Source organism: Teredinibacter waterburyi (assembly GCF_001922985.1).
In the GTDB taxonomy this organism is placed as follows: Bacteria; Pseudomonadota; Gammaproteobacteria; order Pseudomonadales; family Cellvibrionaceae; genus Teredinibacter; species Teredinibacter waterburyi.
This window is the reverse complement of the sequence record NZ_MRUH01000164.1, coordinates 1-19,338: the sequence shown is the minus strand read 5'-3', so window position 1 is coordinate 19,338 and position 19,338 is coordinate 1. Positions and strand designations below refer to the sequence as shown.

Annotated in this window: 18 protein-coding genes; 13 read left to right on the top strand and 5 right to left on the bottom strand. The window is 49.2% G+C overall.

The genetic code is table 11. The features are described 5' to 3' along the window. Positions 1-90: 90 nt before the first annotated feature. Both IDZ20_RS11505 and IDZ20_RS11500 read right to left on the bottom strand, forming a co-directional pair. Entirely contained in the window at positions 91-1,374 is a 1,284-nt protein-coding gene (locus IDZ20_RS11505) for an inorganic phosphate transporter (protein ID WP_188151578.1), read from the bottom strand. Between the two features lie 36 nt (positions 1,375-1,410). After that, entirely contained in the window at positions 1,411-2,091 is a 681-nt protein-coding gene (locus tag IDZ20_RS11500; protein WP_188151577.1) for a TIGR00153 family protein, read from the bottom strand. 422 nt (positions 2,092-2,513) lie between these two features. On the opposite strand from IDZ20_RS11500, the gene IDZ20_RS11495 reads away from it, so the two are divergent. After that, positions 2,514-3,764 (top strand): glycoside hydrolase family 27 protein, encoded by a 1,251-nt coding sequence (locus IDZ20_RS11495; RefSeq protein ID WP_188151576.1) that lies wholly within the window; start codon positions 2,514-2,516, stop codon positions 3,762-3,764. Between the two features lie 332 nt (positions 3,765-4,096). Beyond that, entirely contained in the window at positions 4,097-4,546 is a 450-nt protein-coding gene (locus IDZ20_RS11490) for a hypothetical protein (protein ID WP_188151575.1), read from the top strand. Positions 4,547-4,677: 131 nt separating this feature from the next. Here the strand turns inward: IDZ20_RS11490 and ppnP are convergent, their stop codons facing one another. From ppnP to IDZ20_RS11475, 3 genes are all read right to left on the bottom strand, one after another. Then, positions 4,678-4,962: a pyrimidine/purine nucleoside phosphorylase gene (gene ppnP / locus IDZ20_RS11485; RefSeq protein WP_188151574.1), complete on the bottom strand. Its 285-nt coding sequence runs from the start codon at positions 4,960-4,962 to the stop codon at positions 4,678-4,680. 111 nt (positions 4,963-5,073) lie between these two features. Next, a complete protein-coding gene (locus tag IDZ20_RS11480; protein ID WP_188151573.1) occupies positions 5,074-5,346 on the bottom strand; it encodes an EscU/YscU/HrcU family type III secretion system export apparatus switch protein in 273 nt (90 codons plus the stop codon). Next, positions 5,343-7,130 carry a flagellar hook-length control protein FliK gene (locus IDZ20_RS11475; protein WP_188151572.1) on the bottom strand — a complete coding sequence of 596 codons (1,788 nt, stop codon included), beginning with the start codon at positions 7,128-7,130 and terminating at the stop codon, positions 5,343-5,345. The genes IDZ20_RS11480 and IDZ20_RS11475 overlap by 4 nt, the downstream gene beginning before the upstream one ends. 248 nt (positions 7,131-7,378) lie before the next feature. Between IDZ20_RS11475 and ccmA the strand changes: the two genes are divergently transcribed. From ccmA to IDZ20_RS11420, 11 genes are all read left to right on the top strand, one after another. After that, the gene (ccmA, locus tag IDZ20_RS11470; protein WP_245792275.1) at positions 7,379-8,065 is read left to right on the top strand and encodes a cytochrome c biogenesis heme-transporting ATPase CcmA; all 687 of its coding nucleotides are present in this window, start codon (positions 7,379-7,381) and stop codon (positions 8,063-8,065) included. Beyond that, positions 8,062-8,751, top strand: a complete 690-nt coding sequence (gene ccmB, locus IDZ20_RS11465) for a heme exporter protein CcmB (protein ID WP_188151570.1) — start codon at positions 8,062-8,064, stop codon at positions 8,749-8,751. The genes ccmA and ccmB overlap by 4 nt, the downstream gene beginning before the upstream one ends. Positions 8,752-8,776: 25 nt before the next feature. Beyond that, positions 8,777-9,517, top strand: a complete 741-nt coding sequence (locus tag IDZ20_RS11460; RefSeq protein ID WP_245792274.1) for a heme ABC transporter permease — start codon at positions 8,777-8,779, stop codon at positions 9,515-9,517. Positions 9,518-9,600: 83 nt separating this feature from the next. Then, the gene (gene ccmD, locus IDZ20_RS11455; protein WP_188151569.1) at positions 9,601-9,792 is read left to right on the top strand and encodes a heme exporter protein CcmD; all 192 of its coding nucleotides are present in this window, start codon (positions 9,601-9,603) and stop codon (positions 9,790-9,792) included. A 1-nt stretch (position 9,793) separates the two neighbouring features. After that, positions 9,794-10,258 carry a cytochrome c maturation protein CcmE gene (ccmE, locus tag IDZ20_RS11450; RefSeq protein ID WP_188151568.1) on the top strand — a complete coding sequence of 155 codons (465 nt, stop codon included), beginning with the start codon at positions 9,794-9,796 and terminating at the stop codon, positions 10,256-10,258. Continuing rightward, positions 10,248-12,323 carry a heme lyase CcmF/NrfE family subunit gene (locus IDZ20_RS11445; protein WP_188151567.1) on the top strand — a complete coding sequence of 692 codons (2,076 nt, stop codon included), beginning with the start codon at positions 10,248-10,250 and terminating at the stop codon, positions 12,321-12,323. Before ccmE ends, IDZ20_RS11445 begins: the two co-directional genes overlap by 11 nt. 2 nt (positions 12,324-12,325) lie before the next feature. Further along, a complete protein-coding gene (locus IDZ20_RS11440; protein WP_188151566.1) occupies positions 12,326-12,874 on the top strand; it encodes a DsbE family thiol:disulfide interchange protein in 549 nt (182 codons plus the stop codon). A 232-nt stretch (positions 12,875-13,106) separates the two neighbouring features. Continuing rightward, a complete protein-coding gene (locus IDZ20_RS11435) occupies positions 13,107-14,123 on the top strand; it encodes an agmatine deiminase family protein (RefSeq protein ID WP_188151565.1) in 1,017 nt (338 codons plus the stop codon). 5 nt (positions 14,124-14,128) lie between these two features. Then, positions 14,129-15,046 (top strand): carbon-nitrogen hydrolase, encoded by a 918-nt coding sequence (locus IDZ20_RS11430; RefSeq protein ID WP_188151564.1) that lies wholly within the window; start codon positions 14,129-14,131, stop codon positions 15,044-15,046. Positions 15,047-15,118: 72 nt separating this feature from the next. Next, positions 15,119-15,679 (top strand): hypothetical protein, encoded by a 561-nt coding sequence (locus IDZ20_RS11425; protein WP_188151563.1) that lies wholly within the window; start codon positions 15,119-15,121, stop codon positions 15,677-15,679. Between the two features lie 250 nt (positions 15,680-15,929). Then, positions 15,930-19,211, top strand: coding sequence for a ligand-binding sensor domain-containing protein (locus IDZ20_RS11420; protein WP_188151562.1), 3,282 nt, complete (start codon positions 15,930-15,932; stop codon positions 19,209-19,211). Positions 19,212-19,338: the final 127 nt, after the last annotated feature.

Here is a 19,338-nt window from a genome sequence, read left to right as displayed (position 1 = left end):
ATAAGTCGTCTAGGGAGATAAGCCTTGCCAGTATTGCGCGGCAACAGTGCATTAACCTGTGCCGCACAAACTGCAAGTTGATCAAGCGAACTAGGCGGTGCCGAAGATCGCTTTAAAGCCGAAGAAAAATACGATTGCCAAACCTGCACCGGCAGGCAAGGTAATAATCCACGATAGAAAAATAGAACCAATAACCCGCAAATTCAGTGCGCCGATACCGCGTGCCAAGCCTACGCCTAGTACCGCGCCCACTAGCGTGTGGGTAGTCGAAATAGGTAGGCCCATTCCCGAAGCTACCACTACCGTGCCGGCAGCGCCAAGCTCAGCAGCAAAGCCGCGGCTTGGGGTAAGCTCGGTAATCTTTTTGCCGATTGTCGCGATAACCTTGTAACCATAGGTTGCCAAACCAACAACGATACCGAGACCACCCAAAAGAAGAATCCATGCAGGCATTGCCGATTTAGACGCAACGGCGCCCGACTTGATGACGCTGACAATGGCGGCGAGTGGGCCTACCGCGTTGGCGACGTCGTTAGAGCCGTGTGCAAACGCCATGGCGCAGGCCGTAAAGATCATCAAAATGGCGAATACACGCTCCACATCAGCAAAGCGGTTGCTGCGCTGCGGGGAGTCATCGCCTTCTTTTACGCGGCTCAATAAATAAAGGCCAAACAGCGCAACTAAAATGCCGGCAGCTACAGAGAGGCCAATTGATTCTGGGTAGCTCAACTGGTGATTCGTATCTTTAAGAACGTGCTTCAAGCCTTTTAATATCGTTACCATCGAAATTAAAAAACCAACTAAAAACATGTAAAACGGAATGTATCGGCGAGCGTTTTTTAACGGGTCGCTGGTGTTGAAGATAAGGTATTGCACACTTTTAAATAACAGGAATGACATGGTGCCGGCTAAAACCGGTGAAACCACCCAGCTGGCGACAATGGTGCCAACCTTGCCCCAGGCGACGGACGAGGTGGAAATACCAACAGCCGCGAAACCAACAATTGCCCCCACGATGGAGTGAGTTGTTGAAACCGGCCAGCCCATCAGACTGGCGAATACCAACCAAGTGCCTGCAGCTAACAGCGCCGAGAGCATACCGTAGACGAGTAGTTCCGGCGAACCGGCGAGTATCGCGGGGTCGACAATACCTTTGCGAACCGTTGCAGTAACTTCGCCACCGGCCAAATACGCGCCCAAAAATTCGAACACCATAGCGATAAAAATCGCCTGCTTCATGGTCAAAGCGCCAGAGCCCACCGAGGTGCCCATAGCATTGGCAACGTCATTGGCACCTACGCCCCACGCCATAAAAACACAAAAGATACAGCCCAGCACCAGCAATAGGGTGCCGTAATCAGAAAGAATAGACATTGAAGGGAATTCTCCGTAGAAACTTTTTAAAAGTCGTTAGCGTGCGAGTAGTAGGAGTAGGCGGCTACCCACTTTTTGAGCGCGATCGGCAAGGTCGCCAATCTCTTCGATAATGCGGTATAGGAACATCACATCAATCGGCGGGAGCGCCGCTTCAAGCTCATAAAGGCCGGAGCGAATGACGATTTGTTGTTGATCCGAGGTTTGTTCTAAGTCGTTGAGGGTTTCCACCATTTCTTCGACGAGATCCAGTTCACGGCCACTAAAGCCGGTTTCTAACAACTCATCGAGTTCGTGAATGGCTTTGCGAGCTTGTAATACCGTAGCAACGCCGGCATCGATATAGGTGCCAACAGCGGTTTGCAGTGAGGCTGGGATAACCATTTTACGGCCAAGCATTAGGCCGGAAATATCTTTGCAGCGGTTGGCGATCTTGTCCTGCATAGTCAATAGCTCGAGCAAATCTGAGCGCGGTACTGGCAGGAACAGGCTCTTCGGTAGGCGTAAACGAATATTCTTTTTCAGGCGGTCGCCTTCGCGCTCAAAATCACTGATCTTGTTGTAGCTGGCAAGCGCTGCGTCCCAGTCTTCATTGATGGTCGCTTTGTAAAAGTTGTTCAGTTCGCTCGCCGCAGCTGTGGCAACGGTTATGTGCTCTTCCATTGGTTTAATCGGGGAGCGCGCAAACATTTCAGTCAGTGGGTTTTTAAGGATCATGGCCTGAGTCTCTTGTTGGTTTGCGTCTGTGTAAGCATAAGATCGCAGATGCCTCTGGCGACGCTAATATGACATTTGTATGACAATGGCGGTTCGCAGTTTAACGTTTGCGAGCGGCGAGGCAAGCCCTGCGACTATCTAATTTTAGTGTAGGCGTTTTCAACCTAAGGGCATAAACAGATTTAGCGGGTCGCATAATCAATTATTTGACTCGGGTGGATAGGGTACGCATAATCCGCGTTCGCTAAATGAAACCGATTACACCTGTGTTTCTGTAGGGGATATTAGTGTTCGATGTGACCTATACTTGGCAGCTAAGTTAGGTAATGTCGAGCCTAATACTACCAAGCCTAAATACTACCGTGCTTAGAGTACTAAGTTCAGGAACCCCCTAAGTTCAGGAAAACCCAGAGGATAATAAAATGTACAAATCAGAGTCTAAATTTCGGCTTGCGGCCCTCGCAAGTCTTTGCTTGGCGGCCAGTTTACTTTCTGTAAACAGTTTTGCCGATAAGTTTGAGCATCTCGCCATGACACCGCCGATGGGCTGGAACAGCTGGAACCACTTTGGCTGTAACGTCGATGAAAAAATGATTAAAGCCACCGCCGATATGATGGTCAAGTCCGGCATGAAAGACGCCGGTTACGAGTACGTCAACATTGATGACTGCTGGCATGGTGAGCGAGATGCAAACGGTCGTATACAGCCAGACCCAAAGCATTTTCCCAGTGGAATGAAGGCCTTAGCGGACTATGTTCATAAAAAAGGTTTAAAGCTTGGGATCTATTCTGATGCCGGTTGGACGACTTGCGCGGGCAAGCCCGGCAGCCGCGGTTACGAGTTTATCGATGCTAAAACCTATGCAGAGTGGGGCATTGATTATGTTAAGTACGATTGGTGTGCTACCGATGGTCTCAAAGCTGAAGGCGCTTATATGACCATGAGTAAAGCGGTGAAAGAAGCCGGACGTCCGATGATCCTAAGTATTTGTGAATGGGGCGACAACAAGCCGTGGAACTGGGCGGCACCACTCGGTCAGTTGTGGCGTACAACCGGCGACATCTATGCCTGTTTCGATTGTGAATATGACCATGGCACCTGGTCGTCTTGGGGTGTGTTACAAATCCTTGATATGCAGGATGGTTTGCGCAAGTTTGCCGGCCCAGGCCACTGGAACGATCCGGATATGATGGAAGTTGGCAACGGTATGACACTGGCTGAAGATCGTGCTCACTTTTCTATGTGGGCGATGCTTGCAGCTCCGTTAATCGCAGGTAATGACCTGCGTAATATGAGCAAGGAAACCACTGCATTACTTACCAATAAAGCGGTAATTGCAGTCGATCAGGATGCGCTGGGTATTCAGGGCTTTAAATACGAAGCTGAAGACGGTGTTGAGGTTTGGTTTAAGCCTCTGGTGAACGACGAGTGGGCAATGGCCGTGCTTAACCGCAACAATCACGACACCAAGTTTGAGTTTCGCTGGCGTCACAAGGCTGTGAAAGACGAGCTGACCAAGCGCAGTATCGATTTCAATGCAGACGAATACAGCTGGCAGGATCTGTGGGACAAAGACAACAGTGGTAGTACGAAAGACTTCCTAAAGATAAAAATGGAGCGCCATAGTGTATTTATGGTGCGCCTGACCCCGAAAGCAAAAGACGCAAAATAGCGGGCTACCGAGTTAAGGCTGCTGTGCCTTGGCATTTGCTGAGCACAGCTTCGCCGGCCTTTGGGTTATTTGCATTAGCAAGTTAGGTTGCTAATGCAACTTTAGTCGCAACATATATGGTTGTTACATTACGTTAGTTACACCTCTTAAGTGTTTGAATCTAAAGATTAAATATAAAAAATTCTTATCTTGGCATCGTCTGTGCAACTCTCTGCTTACATGCGGCGAACTCACAGGTCGGCGGTCATGGAAGAAAAATTAGATGATGTTTAATCTAAGTTACTCACTTTTGTTTAGGGGCTTTATGCCTCGGTGTGTTGGAACTAAATGTTATGAAAAGTTTTTGGGAATCGCGGGGCAAGAGGCCCGAACTGACAGAGTGTATCGGTAAACCGTTTACCTTTGGTGACGAGCGCGAACTAGGCGTTTTGCGAGACACGATTTATCGACTTGCGATTAAGACGACCTTGTTGGAAACGCGGGTATATTTGGGCTACTACACAGTAGACGATGTACGCCAAGAGCTGCACAACTTGTCTTTAAATGGCGATGTTGAGCAGGATGAAATTATGAATAGGGCAGTGGCGAGTTTATTACCACTGTTAAATGCCTTGGTGCATGAGAGTCCAGTATTGGCGCTTGATGGTGTGCGCAAGATCCACCATGTATTGGATGCCTTGGATAGCTATGCCGCTGAGATCGAACATTACGGTATAGCAAGTAACAAAACCTTAATGGCGGCGACCAAAATGGCGCAAAGCTGGTTGTTCAAGGTGAGTTAAGTTTAGTTTGGGGCGCTAACGCGTCCACCCCCAGCACGATTTTTTGTGCCCTGTTAGCCCCTCCTTTGGAGGGGCTTTTTTATGCCTGCTAGGAGTTCGTTGTGCCTACTAGAATTGTCGCAAGAGAGGTTCTAACGAACGTATTGGCACAGGTAGGCGGTATCAACTGTCACTTTCAAATCGAAGCTTTGGTTGGCTTCTACTTCAAAGGTTTGGCCGCTAATAAAGGTTTGCCAACTGTCTTTGCCCGGTAGCTTTACTACCAGCTCGCCATTAACAACCGTCATTATCTCTTTGCAATCCGTGCCGAAGGTGTAATCGCCTGCGGCCATAACGCCCACAGTGGCGGGCAAGGTATTGCTCTGGAAAGCGATGGACTTTACTTTGCCGTCAAAATATTCATTTACGTCTAGCATGGGTGCTCCCGTTTTTTGTTTGTAAGGGGGTGATGGCTTTGCGAGCAAAGTCGTCGATGATTTTAGGGCTGCGGATTATAGCGGTTACGGTTTAAACAGCAATCTTTCTGCTTAGCTTTCCTGCTCGGGCGACTCAAACTGTAGCTGGTAGGCAAACGCGATGATGTGGGCTACCGCGATGTAAAGTTGTTCTGGAATGTTATCGCCAAGCTCGAGTTCGGAAAGCAGCTCAACTAGCGGCGCGTTATCGCAAAGGGGGACGCCTGCTTCCCGCGCGATGCGGATAATTTCTTCAGCTTCATCGCCGCCGCCTTTCGCGGTGACGGTTGGCGCGTTGTTGCCGTCGTAGAAGAGGGCGATGGCTTTTTGAGGTGTTTCGCTCATGTGCGTATGTCGATCAGGCTTTGTTGGGTTAGTTTTGTCTCTTGTTGCGGCGGTGGGCCATTTTCAAGTATTAGGTTGTCCAGTTCTATACCGCGTTGTTCAAATTGCTGGCGCAACTCCCCAAGACGTTCACCGGCACGACTTTTTAAGGTCGAATCGCTCACCCAGAGGTGAGTGCTTAGCTTTGGCTCCTTATATTCAATTTCGCTAGCGACTTGGCCGCCATCTCCCAGATCGAATTCCATAAACACTCGCCAGTATTTTTTGCGCTTTTTGTCGTTTTTTCGCTCTTCGTCTGCACGGCCTTTTTCGCTTTCGTCCTCGCGCGCCCAGTGTTGTTGAAACTGCAGGCTAATTGGCAGTAGCTGTTCTTGCATGCGAAGGGGTAGCTCTAAGCTAAAGCTCTGCAGCGGGCCGCCGTCCGTGGTGCGACTGGAACGACTCGAAAGTTCGCTAACCTGCAGCACGCTTAGACGAGCAATGGCTTGTGCGGCGCTAGAGCGAATGTTGTGAAGAATCAGAGAGCGCAGTTGCTTTTGTTCGAAGCTGAGTTGCCCAGCTCCAAGTGGCAGAGTCGCCGCTAAACTAGGCAGTTGTCGCGCCAAGGTGCGCAGTGAGTCGATGCTTCTCAGCTGGCTGGCCGCGCTCGCTAGCGCCGTTTGTAGGTTCTGGATATTACTTGCCGCACTGCCGAGGGCTCGGTTTGAGGCTCCGTCTGGAGTGGGTGTTATACCAGCTAATTGTCCCGCAGCTGCGAGCAGGGTTGAGCTTTCTTTGATCATGCCCAGCAAGGTAGCTTTGAGGTCGGTTTGCGGTAGCGCTGTATTTGTTGATGCAAGTTTGGCGAGGTGACTTTCGAGGAAAACGCCACTGCCCGCTATCGCCGTTTGTAGGCTTCGAGCCGAGAGCGTCGCCGAAGAGGTGTTGATTTGGTTGTCTAGGCTGTTGATCAGCTTGGTCAATGCCGCTGGCAGTTGTAATTGTAGGCTGAGTCGATTGTCGTTAAGGAGTTTGCTGACGTCTTGGATTTGGCTGAGCGCTTGTGTAAGCGGGCGATTATAAGGGAGATATTGGCGCAGGCCGGCACTCAAGGCTTGCTCGCGCGGCGTATTTGTTGACGGCATTATTGTTGACGGCATTGTGGCTTGGGCAGACAGTGCAGAGTTAGCTGGCTTGAGTTGTAGTTGACCGTCAGCCCGTACTTGCAATTGTATTTGTTGTTGAGGGGCTAACTTTTCCGCTGTAACTAAGTTGAGCTTGCCGTCGGCATTCAACTGGGGGGCTAGCGCTTGTAATAGTTTTGCTTGTGCTTGAACCTGTATTTGCGCTTGTCTCGCCGAGAGTTGTTCGAGAGGGGCCTGTTTTGCTGTCACGCTTACCTCGACTGAAAATAGCGATCTTGGCTCAGCTGCTTGAGCTGCTGCGGCTTTCGTCACTGTGGCACTGTTCTGCAGGCTTGCGATGGCCTTGTCGAGGGATGTAGCGAGCTGTTGGCGCGCAGTGCTCGATGGGTTGTTTTGTGGCTGTTGAATATTGTTCGTCGAGGTCTTTGTTGAAGCACCGCTGCTGTTGTTTGCGGTGTTGCTGAGGCGAACAATTTCGGTTGCTAGCTTTTGCAGTTGTTCGCTTACATCGAGCTTGGTAACCCTATCGACTCTCGCATTGATCACCGTTCCTGCAGCCAGCCCCTCAATTGCACCTAGTGCCGACGGGGTCTGAGCGGTTGTGGTCGAGTTTGACGTGTTAGCAGTGGCTCGAGTGGGTGCAAGTGGTGGCAATTGCATTAGCAAACGGCCCCTTTTTATCGTTGGTTAGCGCACAAATTGTCGCAGGTTAGGGTAGCTATCGGCGGGAAAAGACAATAGCTGATACCAAGTTTAGAGCGGATCGTTATAATACGCCCTCAAAAATAACGAATTTCAGGTGCTATTGCGTCTGTTTGCGACCTGAATCTGTTCCAGACTTGTGGGTGTTGGTAGTGGTTGAGTGCTCTCTTTCTTTAAACGGCCTTTCCTGTGAGCGGGAGGAGCGAGTGCTGTTCGAAAACCTCAGTGCACGCTTTGAGCCTGGGAGTATCTCCCAAATTGCAGGCCCAAATGGCGCAGGCAAGACGACGCTACTGCGCTTGATCGCAGGCCTGTCTCAGCCTCAGCAAGGCTCCATCGAATGGGGCGATCATTCCAGCTCCGATCCGAAACAACGCAATTTGGGCCGCTTAGGCTTGCACAGCGCCTTGTTATATTTCGGCCATCACCCCGCCGTAAACCCGTCGCTAACCGCACTCGAAAATTTAGAGTGGTACTTTGGTTTGAATGGCTGTAAACAGCCCTCGGTTGCAGAAGACGCCGATCAAGCAACGGCGACTATTCCGAGCAACGCTGAATATTTGACAGCATTACAGGCCGTGGGCTTAGCGGGCTACGATCAGGTTCAGTGTCAGAATATGTCGGCAGGACAGCAGCGCCGCATAGCGCTGGCGCGACTTTATCTCTCGCGGGCACCACTTTGGATTCTCGATGAACCCTTCACTGCAATTGATAAACAAGGCGTGGCCGAGCTAGAGAACTGTATTGCGCAGCATGCAGCGCGCGGCGGGGTGATAATTCTGACAACCCACCAACCTTTGGCTCTGGCAAATGTACATGTGTTGGATTTGGCGGAGTTCGAGCCCAAAAGCCTTTCTACTGAGTCAAAAACGGTTGGGGAGGTGGGACTTTGATTGCCTTGCCCGATCTCGGTGTTAGTCTTGGCGCCAGTCTGCGCCGTGAATGGCTGCTCGCTTTCCGCAATCGCGGTGATATTGCCAACCCAGCCATCTTCTTTTTGACGATTGTAGTCTTTGTACCCTTGGGTATATCCCCTGATGATAAGGTTTTAGCGACCCTTGCGCCCGGAATGATTTGGATCGTTGCCCTGCTTGCGACGCTGTTGTCTTTGGATCGCCTTTTTCAATCGGACTATGACGATGGCTCGCTGGAGCAGATGATTGTTAGCGGTCAGCCGCTTTATGGTTTGGTGCTGTGCAAGGTATTAGTTCATTGGCTGATTACCGGTTTGCCCTTGATATTGCTGGCCCCAGTGCTGGGGGTGATGATGAGTTTACCGGAAGCGGGGTACGTTCCACTATTGATCTCACTGTTCCTAGGTACGGGTACCTTGAGCTTGATTGGCGCAATCGGCGCGGCCTTAACGGTGGCGTTGCGGCGAGGGGGGCTGTTATTATCGCTAATTGTCATGCCGCTCTATGTACCGGTGTTGATATTCGGATCAAGCGCAGTGCGCTATGCCATTGAAGGTTTTGCCATAGGTGGGGTGTTGGCAGTGTTGGGGGCGTTACTTGCCGGAGCTTTGCTGTTGGCGCCACTTGCCGCTGCAGGGGCTTTACGAGTGGGTATCAATCAATAACAAATATAAAAGGCAGGGTGTATAAGTGGCTTCTTGGCAGTGGTTTCACCGTTTGGGTTCTCCTCGATGGTTTTATGAAAAAACAGAATCCTGGGTTCCGTGGTTGGCTGTGTTCGCTATTTGGATGATTGTTACTGGCTGTATCTGGGGCTTGGCGTTTACCCCGCCCGATGCCAAACAAGGTAATAGCTTCCGCATTCTCTATATTCATGCACCTACTTCGATGCTGGCCATGTCTGGCTATTACCTTATGGCGATCAGTGGGGCGGTTGGCTTAATTTGGCGTATGAAGCTTGCGTTCATGGTTATGAAGTCCGCGGCGGCTATTGGCGCTATGTTAACCTTTTTGGGTTTGTTCACCGGTGCGGTGTGGGGCAAACCTACGTGGGGTACTTGGTGGGAGTGGGATGCACGCATTACCTCGATGCTGGTATTGTTTTTTCTCTATCTCGGTATTATCGCTTTGCAGGAAGCCTACCGCGACCAAGATGCGGCCGATAAAACCAGTGCGATTCTCGCTTTAGTCGGTACGGTTAATATTCCTATCATCTATAAATCTGTAGATTGGTGGTACACGTTGCATCAGCCTGCCACCTTTAAAATAATGGAAAAATCAACGATAGCACCGAGTATGGCTTACCCCTTCGTTTGGATGATTCTGGCGTTTTATGTGACATTTGCCTGGTTGCTGATTATGCGCACGCGGGTTGAAATTCTGAAGCGAGAGCGCCGTACGACATGGGTACAGGAACTTGCGCGCGATTAGCGTCTCCAAAGCCTTGGCTATTGCAACACACGCGTTGATCAATTGGCGAATTGCCCTCAACCCAGATAATAAAGATTAGAGCGATGGATATAGTATTTCAGTTTGATAACCTAGCGGCTTTCTTTGCCATGAAAGGGCACGGCGGTTACGTGTTTGCCTGCTATGGAGCAACCTTGTTAGGCCTAGCTTACCTGGCAATTTCGCCAGCGCTAGCCAAACGAAAATTTATGAAGACTCAGCGTGCAATTCAAGCGCGCGCCGAACTGCGGAGTTAAAATGCACCCGAAGCGTAAGCAACGTTTGATCGTTATTCTTTTTATTGTTGTGGTCAGCAGCGCCGGAGTAGGGCTTACCCTCTACTCCCTTGGTAATAATTTGAATCTGTTCTATCCACCGTCGTCAATTGTCGACGGTACTGCACCAGTCAACACCAGTATTCGTGCTGGCGGTTGTGTTGTGCCGGGTTCTGTTGAGCGTAGTACTGATGGTATTGATGTTAGCTTCAAAGTGACTGATGGCGCCGTACAATTGCCGGTAACCTACAACAAAATTCTGCCCGACTTGTTCAGTGAAGGCGAAGCGGTTGTGCTCACGGGTAAGCTGAATGAGAGTGGCATTTTTGTCGCCACCAAAGTCTTGGCGAAGCACGACGAAAATTATACCCCTCCAGAAGTGTCCGACAGCCTGCAAGGGTCGGGCGAGCACCAAGCGGTGTGTGAGGAGTTATCCTATGATTCCTGAGTTTGGGCAGCTTTCGTTAATCATTGCTTTTTTCTTAGCCCTCTGTCTTGCCGTGATTCCTATGATTGGGAGTTTTACCGGTCGGGTAGTATGGATGGCGTCAAGCCGTTCGTTAGCGGCCGGCTTCTTCGTATTTATTTTGATAGCTTTCGTTATCCTAGGTTATTCATTTTACGTTGATGATTTTTCTGTCGCTTACGTCGCTCGCCATTCCAACCTAGTTTTACCGGTGCAATATAAATTGAGTGCCGTTTGGGGCGGACATGAAGGGTCGCTATTGCTGTGGATTCTAATCCTCAGTAGTTGGACCTTTGCAGTGAGTCGGCTGAGTAAAGGTTTACCGCTCGATATGTTGGCGCGTGTACTGTCGGTAATGGGTATGGTTGCCGTTGGCTTTATGAGCTTTACCCTTATTACCTCCAACCCCTTTGATCGCGCGCTGCCCAATATTCCGTTGGATGGTGGCGATTTGAACCCGCTGCTGCAAGACCCAGGGATGATTATCCATCCGCCCATGCTGTATATGGGTTATGTGGGCTTTTCTGTGGTATTTGCTTTTGCGATAGCCGCACTAATTTCTGGCCGCTTTGATGCGGCTTGGGCGCGCTGGTCTCGACCTTGGACAAACGCAGCTTGGTGTTTTTTGACGGTTGGTATCGCGCTGGGTAGTTGGTGGGCCTATTACGAACTCGGTTGGGGCGGCTGGTGGTTCTGGGACCCAGTCGAAAACGCCTCGCTTTTGCCTTGGCTTGTGGGTACAGCACTAATTCATACGCTGTCGATGACCGAGAAGCGTGGTGTGTTTAAAAACTGGACGCTACTACTGGCTATCTTCGCCTTTTCTTTGAGTTTGTTGGGGACTTTCTTGGTTCGTTCGGGGGTGTTAACCTCGGTGCATGCCTTTGCTGCAGACCCAACGCGCGGCATCTTTATTCTGGGCTTTTTAGGTGTCGTCGTCGGCGGCTCTTTAACACTGTTTGCTTTCCGTGCGCCAATGGTGAAAAGCTCCAGCGGTTTCGGTTTCTTTTCTAAAGAAGGGTTCTTGCTCGCCAATACTTTACTGTTCTTTATTTCGGCAAACCTAGTATTGCTTGGCACCCTGTATCCGCTGGTTTCCGACGCACTAAATATGGGGAAAATATCGGTTGGCGCCCCCTGGTTTAACTTCTTTTTTACCAAGGTGATGGGGTTGGTAGCGGCTCTTATGGGCTTGGGTATTATGCTCAACTGGAAGAAGACCGACTTTTCTCGGCTGCGTAATTGGTTTCTTCATCCGCTGTTACTCAGCTGCTGGATAGGTAGTTTTCTACCCGGTGTCTTTCCTGGTGAATACTCTATCCCTGCTGCGATTTCAATAACGCTTGGCTCTTGGGTGATTCTTGCATCACTGTGGGACGTAAAGCGTAAAACCTCAAAATCGAAAAGTTTTACTGACGGTTTGACTAAGCTCTCGCGTAGCTACTACGGCATGATCTTCGCCCATATTGGTTTTGCGGTCAGTCTTTTAGGTGCTTCGCTTAACACTATCTATACCGACGAGCGCGACGTGCGCTTAACCATAGGTGTGGCCAAGGTTTATGCTGGCTATGAATATGAATTAATCGATGTTATTCGGGTGCGTGGCGCAAACTATTTTGCTGATGTTGGTGAAGTGGCAGTACGCAAAAATGGCAAAGAAGTGGTGCGCTTGAAGCCGCAGAAACGTCATTACTTTTCTGGTGGTAACGTTATGACCGAAGCGGATATTGATGTGGGTTTCTTCCGCGATATCTACACGGCCCTTGGCGAACAATTAGGTAACACTGACTGGTCTGTACGAATTCATTACTTGCCTGTGGTGCGCTGGATCTGGCTCGGTGCGCTCATTATGGCGTTTGGTGGCGGACTGGCGATGTTTGATAAGCGCTACAAGATTCGCGATGAGAAATTAGTCGTTGGTGATAGTGAACCTAGCGCCGAAAAAAGAGCAGATGGAAACGAGGCCGATGCGATTTTAGAAATCGGTGGAGAGGCGTCCTCGGACCTAGTGTCAGACCTTGAACCCGCACCAGAAGGGAAGTCGTGATTGTGAACCGTTTAAAATTATTTATTCCACTTGTGATTTTTGCGGTGATGGCGGCTTTTTTATGGCGGGGGTTAAGTAATGACCCGAGTCATTTGCCGTCCGCTCTAATCGATAAGCCGGTTCCAGAGTTCTCCGTTCCGAATTTGCTCGCTAGTGAGCAGCGGGTTACTCGTGCCGATATTGTTGGCGCGCCGTTACTGATCAACGTCTGGGCCACTTGGTGTCCATCTTGTCGCGTTGAGCACCCGTATTTAAATACGCTCGCGCAAAAAGGGGTAAATATTGTTGGCTTAAACTATAAGGATGAAGATGAGCCTGCGCGGGAATGGATAGATCATTTTGGTAATCCTTATTCAACGATAATTGTCGATACCGATGGTCGCCTTGGTTTAGATCTCGGCGTATACGGTGCGCCAGAAACCTTTTTCGTCGATGCCGAAGGTATTATTCGTTACAAGCATGTGGGGGTGGTTGACGAACGTGTTTGGCGATCTAAATTAGCTCCGCTGTTTGCTCAATACAGGAATCCAGATGCGGAAGTTGCGAATTAGAGCGTTCGCAAAAAAGAGCCTTAGCGCCAAAGGCTTTCGCTAGAATATATTAGTGTTAATAAATCCCTGCGAAGGTTTGCGTTGATGATCTTACACGGCTAGGAACCTCAAAAGTTTATTTGAAGTTCCTAGCCGTTGTGCGTTTTGGTTGCGATATAAGCACGCTTCTCTTTAGTCAAATGTAAGAATCGATAACCGTTTTAATCGACGGAAAAATAGGTACGCAGGATTTATGGCTCTATACCCCGAATTTCTACCGATGCGCGCGGTACTGATGGCTTTGCCATTTTCAGGCAGCGCATGGCAAGAAACACTAGCCACGGTATTAAATTGCTATCGCGAGATGGTGGAAGCGGTTCTCGTTAACGACGATACAGTTGAGTTGTGGTTGCTGTGTCACGATTCAGAAGAACATAAACACTGGCTTGAACAGCTGAGTCTTTTGCCCAAGCAACGTGCTCGCTTGCGAAGCGTTACCCATATTCCCTACGACGACACCTGGATCCGCGACTACGGGCCGTTAACGCTTTCGAATAAAGGTGATGACAAAAGCTTTAATTATAAGAGTTTTGTGTTTAATGGCTGGGGGCAGAAATACCGCGCCGAGAAAGACGACGCCGTTGCAGTGAGACTAAGCGATTTGATTGGAGCTGCTGTCAGCAAGTCTCGGTTCGTATTGGAAGGTGGGGCGCTTGAAGTGAATTCTAAGGGCGTCCTTTTGGCGAATCGGAACTGTGTAGTCGATGAGTTGCGCAACCCGAATATGAGCGTGGCGAATGTTGAAAAATGTCTGTCAGAAGAGTTAGGCGTAACGCGTGTTGAATGGGTTACAGATATTAATCTAACCGGCGATGACACCGATGGTCATATCGATACCATCGCACGTTTTGTTGCCGACGATATTATTGTGGCTTGTGGCCGCGATGCGAATCACCCAGACGCAGACCAATTAGATTCTCTGAATACCCAGCTGGAAGCCATTTGTTTGAACAACGGGTGGCAGTTATACAGCTTGCCGGCGGCCGAAATTTACAGTCAAGTTGACGGTCGTATGTTGCCGGCAACCTATGCTAACGTTTTGCTTTGTAATAACACGGTCTATGTGCCTATTTATGGTTTAGAACAAGATGCGACGGCACTTTCGGTAATCGCAAAAGCATTGCCGAGTTATCGTACGGTAGCCGTGCGCTGTGAAGCGCTCTTAGAACAACACGGCAGTTTGCACTGCGCCACTATGCAAGTAGGGTGAAACAAATGAATAAAAAATTTATAGCTGCGGTCGTGCAGCAGGCAATTCCCGGCAATAACAAAACTGAAAATCTAGCGGCAACGGCTCGCCATGTGCGCGATGCTGCGGCCCAAGGTGCGCGCTTGGTTGTCTTGCAAGAATTACATGCGACGCAGTATTTTTGCCAAGTGGAAGATACCGATTGCTTCGACCTCGCCGAGCCACTAGACGGCCCAACCTATCAGCTGGTACGTGATCTGGCGGCGGAATTAGATATTGTTGTTGTTATGTCTGGGTTTGAAAAGCGTGCACCAGGGCTTTACCACAATACTGCTCAGGTATTAGATGGACAGAAAGGTCGTGTTGGTATCTTCCGCAAGATGCATATTCCCGATGACCCCGGATTTTACGAAAAATTTTATTTTACACCTGGCGATGTAGAGCCGACAAAACTGAACGGTTTTATGCCAATTGAAACCAGCGTCGGTAAGCTCGGCGTATTGGTCTGTTGGGATCAGTGGTATCCTGAGGCCGCAAGGTTAATGGCGCTGGCCGGTGCCGATATGCTGATTTACCCAACCGCGATCGGTTGGGCGCCCAACGATGATGAAGACGAGCAGGAGCGTCAGCGCACCGCGTGGCTAACCATTCAGCGTGCTCATGCGATAGCCAATGGATTGCCTGTTATTGTCGCAAATCGAACCGGTTTTGAGGCATCGCCAATGGACGACCAAGACGGCATTGAATTTTGGGGGAGCAGTTTTATTACAGGTCCTCAGGGCGAGTATTTACTAAAGCCCTCTATAGAAGAAGAGGGAGCTTTTTGCGCTCAAATAGATTTGGAACGATCTGAGTCTGTGCGTAGGATTTGGCCCTACTTTCGCGATCGTCGCGTCGATGCTTACGCGAACCTTAGTCGGCGCTGGATCGATAAGACAATCTGAGTCGGCAATCTTTCTTATTCTCGAAAATTAACGCTTACTAGGGCTATTCAATCTTAAGGCTGGAGTTGCAACATGAGGTATATTTTAAGCAGGGGTGCGTTGGCGGTTAGTAGCATTGGTATTTTGTTGTTCACAAGTTTTACGGTGTGTGCTGCTACGGCCTCCTCTCGGCCAAGCTACGCCGAGCAGGGAAAAACCCAAACTCAAGATTGGGCGCGGCGGGATCAATTTGTTAACCCTGAAGAAATTGGCGAAACCATTGTTGAAAGTTGGGATGGTGGCAGTTGGGAGTATCAGGGTGTAACGGGGATCTACCGTTTTGTGATTACTCACGCCACTGTTGCCGACGATCAGGCGGGGGCAAATCTGCAAACCAATAAACTCTATGTGCAGTGGATGCTGCAGACTGAGCCAGCCTCGGACACCAACCCTGAAGGCCTACGTGAGGTTAGTTACTCAATGAGCGTACGCGAGCTGAATGAGTTTCCGGTGTACCAATTTTCGATTCCTCAGTGCTCAGATGGCTGCGAGCAAGCCCGCGTGGTCGCTAACCACGTTTACGAGCAGCGCGAATCTCAATTTACCCTCTCTTTCCCGAATATTGGCGAATACAACTTTAAGCCTTCACACTGATTTTTGGAGGGTTTGGTTTTAACTGTTGCGCTCTGTTAGATCGTTTTACTGGTGCAACGCCCTCGTTAAAGGCCAAGTTTACGATCTTGTCTTTCGCCCTTTCTAATCTATCTTGACCTAAACTGGGTTCTAAATAGGTTTCAGACTAGCCTTTCCTGTTATTAGTGCTGCAGTTCCATGTGGCGCCTAAATCTAAACTATACTTCTACACAGTTTTCGCATTTCGCAAAAGGTTTAGGTTATTCAGATCATGTACGTGCGTTTCTCTCTGGGTGTTGTTCTGGCTGCAGTTAATAAATTTACACAGCCACTAGCCAATGCTGCCCTCTTGTTTGGCGGCTTCTTCCTATTGCTGTCGTCTATGTTTGTGCAGGCATCTGATCTTCAGGTACAGCGTTTTGCCAAGTCGGAAGAAGGCTATAAGCTCGATTCTATCAATGATGTTATTCAGGATCGTAAAGGCTTCTTGTGGTTGGCTGCCGAGGTAGGGCTGTTGCGCTTCGATGGCTCTCGAATTCAACGCTGGGGAACCGGCAGCGGTGTCGACACAAGCGAGCTAGCGTGGGACTTAGAAGAAGATCATCGAGGTCATTTGTGGATCGCTACAGATTACGGTTTGCGCAAATTTGACCCAGCCAGCCACACATTCACGGCTTACCTTCATCAGCCCGACAATGCGAATAGCATTAACCATAACTACGTCAGCGCGGTTATAGAATCTCGCGACCATCAAATATATGCCGCAACACTTGGTGGTATTGCCATCTTATCGTCGAGTCGCGACACTATCCGCCGTTTGCAAGCATCTAAGGGTGGGCTCGCATCTAATCTTGTGCGCGGGCTTTTCGAAGATCGCGACGGTTATATTTGGATCGGTTACCAAGATGCCGGTATTAGCCGTTTTGATCCCAGAGACAACTCCTTTATCCACTTCAAACACCAGCCCGGGGTCGTGAATAGTTTGGCGCATAATGACGTTCGTACGTTTGTTCAGGATGCATTAGGTCGAATTTGGGTAGGTACGTGGGGGGGAGGGGTCAGCCGGCTAAATTCAGACGCTAAAACCTTTACAAACTTTTTACCCGGAACACAATTTGGTCAGTTACGCGGTGGGATAGTTAACGATATCTACAGCGATAGTCGCGGCAATACTTGGGTGGCAATAGACAAAGGTGGCGTGTACCGCTTCAATAACGAAACCCAGCTCTTCCAACAATATGTACATGACAGTTTCGATGAGCGAAGTTTGCTATCCAGCAATGTACGGAGAGTTTTAGAAGATCGTTCTGGAGATGTTTGGTTTATGACTTTCCCCGGAGGCTTAAATCGCTACCACCCAGTGACCGACCAAATTAAGCGCTGGCAGAAAGAAATAAATAATCCCAACTCCTTAAGTGATAGCAGCATTCTTTCTTTGTTACGCAGCCGCGACGGTTATCTTTGGGTGGGGACCGAAAATGGCCTGAACCAAGTGGACGAGGCTAGTGGCGAAATTGTTCATTATTTGCATTCTTCAATAGATAAAAATTCCATTCCAGCCGATGCCGTTACGGCATTGGCGGAAACCCCAGATGGCGCTATTTGGATTGGTACTTGGTCGGGTGGTTTGGCACGGTTTGACCGAGTTAAAAATCAGTTTACCCGCTACCAAGATGGCTCTAATGACAGTCAGTTTAGTGGGGCGAATATATGGAAATTGTTTGTCGATAGCGACGGTACTCTGTGGATCGGTACCGAGAGCGCAGGTCTATATCGCTATAATTCCGGCACCGATAGTTTTCACGTCTATAACGTCGATGAAACCGATGAAAACTCGCTAAGCTCTAATTATGTGTTAGATATTGTTGAGGATCTCGATGGATCATTTTGGATTGGAACACAACGTGGGCTCAATCACTTTTATCCCAACACTGGCCAGTTTGAACGGATAGATTTTTCCAATTCTTTGGGGGTATCCACGCAGAGAGTTAAATCTATTTTACTCGGCCCCGATAATACTATTTGGTTAGCGACGCAAAGTTCCGGGCTGATACGTTGGGTGAAGGGAGGGAATGACGTTCGGCGGATAACGCAATTAGATGGGTTGCCGGCAAATGGTCTGTCGGCACTGCAGTTTGATCAACGCGGCGATGTTTGGTTGAGCAGTCATGCTGGCATTGCCAAAGTTAACGCTGAGACTGCACGTGTAGAAACACTCTTGACCAAACAGTTAGGGCTGGCGGGTGAAATTAGTAATCGGTTGACGACGTTGAAAAATAACGACGGTTCTTTGTATTTCGGCAGTACGGAGGGGCTTTCTAAGTTTAACCCCACGACACTTCGATTGCCTGATGGTGAACCAATTTTGGAATTCACAGATCTTTCGGTTCTCGGTGAGTCGGTAGCGGTTGCGGAGCAGGGGTCACCATTGACGCGCGCTGTTAGTGAGACGGAAACGGTTTCCTTCGCGGATAGTGCGAAGTTAATCAGCTTCGAATTCGCTAATTTAAACTACAGTTTTGCAAACGAAAGTAAGATTTTTTATCGGATGAAGGGCGTCGATCAGGATTGGCGATCGAGCATTGGCAACAGCTCCGTAAAGTATGCCAATCTTTCTCCTGGTCACTACACCTTTGAGCTGAAAGCTAGAAATCATTTTGGTGATTGGTCTCCAAATATCCGCAGTCTTGATGTGCGAGTGTTGCCGCCGCTATGGCGAAGTAACGTCGCCTATGCGATCTATCTAATCGTATTGATATTGTTGGCCTACCTTTTTTCGCGGCTAGTTTTTTTACGCTATATCAATGCCAAACTAAATCGACAAGTGGCATCGCGCACAGAGGAGTTACTAGAGGCAAATGCCGCTAAGTCCCGTTTTCTTGCTAATGTCTCGCACGAGTTGCGTACACCGCTAAACTCTATCAATGGGTTCTCTAAGCGAGCCTTAAATAAATATAGAGATAGTGGCGATAGCCAACTGTTGAATGCCTTGGATACCATTCATCGTAACGGCATACATTTAAACAACGTTATTAACGATATTCTCGACTTGTCAAAAATCGAAGCCGGCAAGATGGATGTTAATCTAGAGTTATGTCAGCTAACCAAGTTGCTTTCCGACTGTATCAATGACCATCACGTGGCGGCCGAGAAAAAAGGGCTTAGGTTAGAGTGGGCTGGTGAATGTCCGGTTGCCACTCTTACTGCAGACGTACAACGGTTAACTCAAATCATGCACAACCTGTTGTCTAACGCGATTAAATATACCGACAGCGGCGTGATCTCGGTATCGGTCGCTTTGGAGTTATATGAAGACCAGTACCACTGCGCAATTAAGGTCGCCGATACGGGTAAGGGAATAAGCCCCGAGAGCCAAGAGCGATTGTTTCGACGCTTCGAACAAGTCGATGACAGCACGCGGTACATACAGGGTTTTGGTACAGGCTTGGGGTTAGCGCTAGTAGATGAGTTTGTACGCTTGCATCGAGGGCGGGTAATTTGTGAAAGCGCGGTGGGCAAGGGTAGTACCTTTACCGTGCTGATCCCGATCTAGCTAGTCGCCAAGCTTGTTGTCCGGCCGTTCAATTTGTTGGGTTGCTGGACTTTTGGGGTGGGAATAAAAAACTATTCTGTATTAGATATAAAAAAACCCCGCTCTTGCGAGCGAGGTTTTCATATAT

Coding starts and splice junctions, on each gene's coding strand:
- IDZ20_RS11505 (WP_188151578.1), bottom strand. CDS start 1,374: ATGTCTATTCTTTCTGATTACGGCACCCTATTGCTGGTGCTGGGCTGT.
- IDZ20_RS11500 (WP_188151577.1), bottom strand. CDS start 2,091: ATGATCCTTAAAAACCCACTGACTGAAATGTTTGCGCGCTCCCCGATT.
- IDZ20_RS11495 (WP_188151576.1), top strand. CDS start 2,514: ATGTACAAATCAGAGTCTAAATTTCGGCTTGCGGCCCTCGCAAGTCTT.
- IDZ20_RS11490 (WP_188151575.1), top strand. CDS start 4,097: ATGAAAAGTTTTTGGGAATCGCGGGGCAAGAGGCCCGAACTGACAGAG.
- ppnP (WP_188151574.1), bottom strand. CDS start 4,962: ATGCTAGACGTAAATGAATATTTTGACGGCAAAGTAAAGTCCATCGCT.
- IDZ20_RS11480 (WP_188151573.1), bottom strand. CDS start 5,346: ATGAGCGAAACACCTCAAAAAGCCATCGCCCTCTTCTACGACGGCAAC.
- IDZ20_RS11475 (WP_188151572.1), bottom strand. CDS start 7,130: ATGCAATTGCCACCACTTGCACCCACTCGAGCCACTGCTAACACGTCA.
- ccmD (WP_188151569.1), top strand. CDS start 9,601: ATGGATATAGTATTTCAGTTTGATAACCTAGCGGCTTTCTTTGCCATG.
- ccmE (WP_188151568.1), top strand. CDS start 9,794: ATGCACCCGAAGCGTAAGCAACGTTTGATCGTTATTCTTTTTATTGTT.
- IDZ20_RS11445 (WP_188151567.1), top strand. CDS start 10,248: ATGATTCCTGAGTTTGGGCAGCTTTCGTTAATCATTGCTTTTTTCTTA.
- IDZ20_RS11435 (WP_188151565.1), top strand. CDS start 13,107: ATGGCTCTATACCCCGAATTTCTACCGATGCGCGCGGTACTGATGGCT.
- IDZ20_RS11430 (WP_188151564.1), top strand. CDS start 14,129: ATGAATAAAAAATTTATAGCTGCGGTCGTGCAGCAGGCAATTCCCGGC.
- IDZ20_RS11425 (WP_188151563.1), top strand. CDS start 15,119: ATGAGGTATATTTTAAGCAGGGGTGCGTTGGCGGTTAGTAGCATTGGT.
- IDZ20_RS11420 (WP_188151562.1), top strand. CDS start 15,930: ATGTACGTGCGTTTCTCTCTGGGTGTTGTTCTGGCTGCAGTTAATAAA.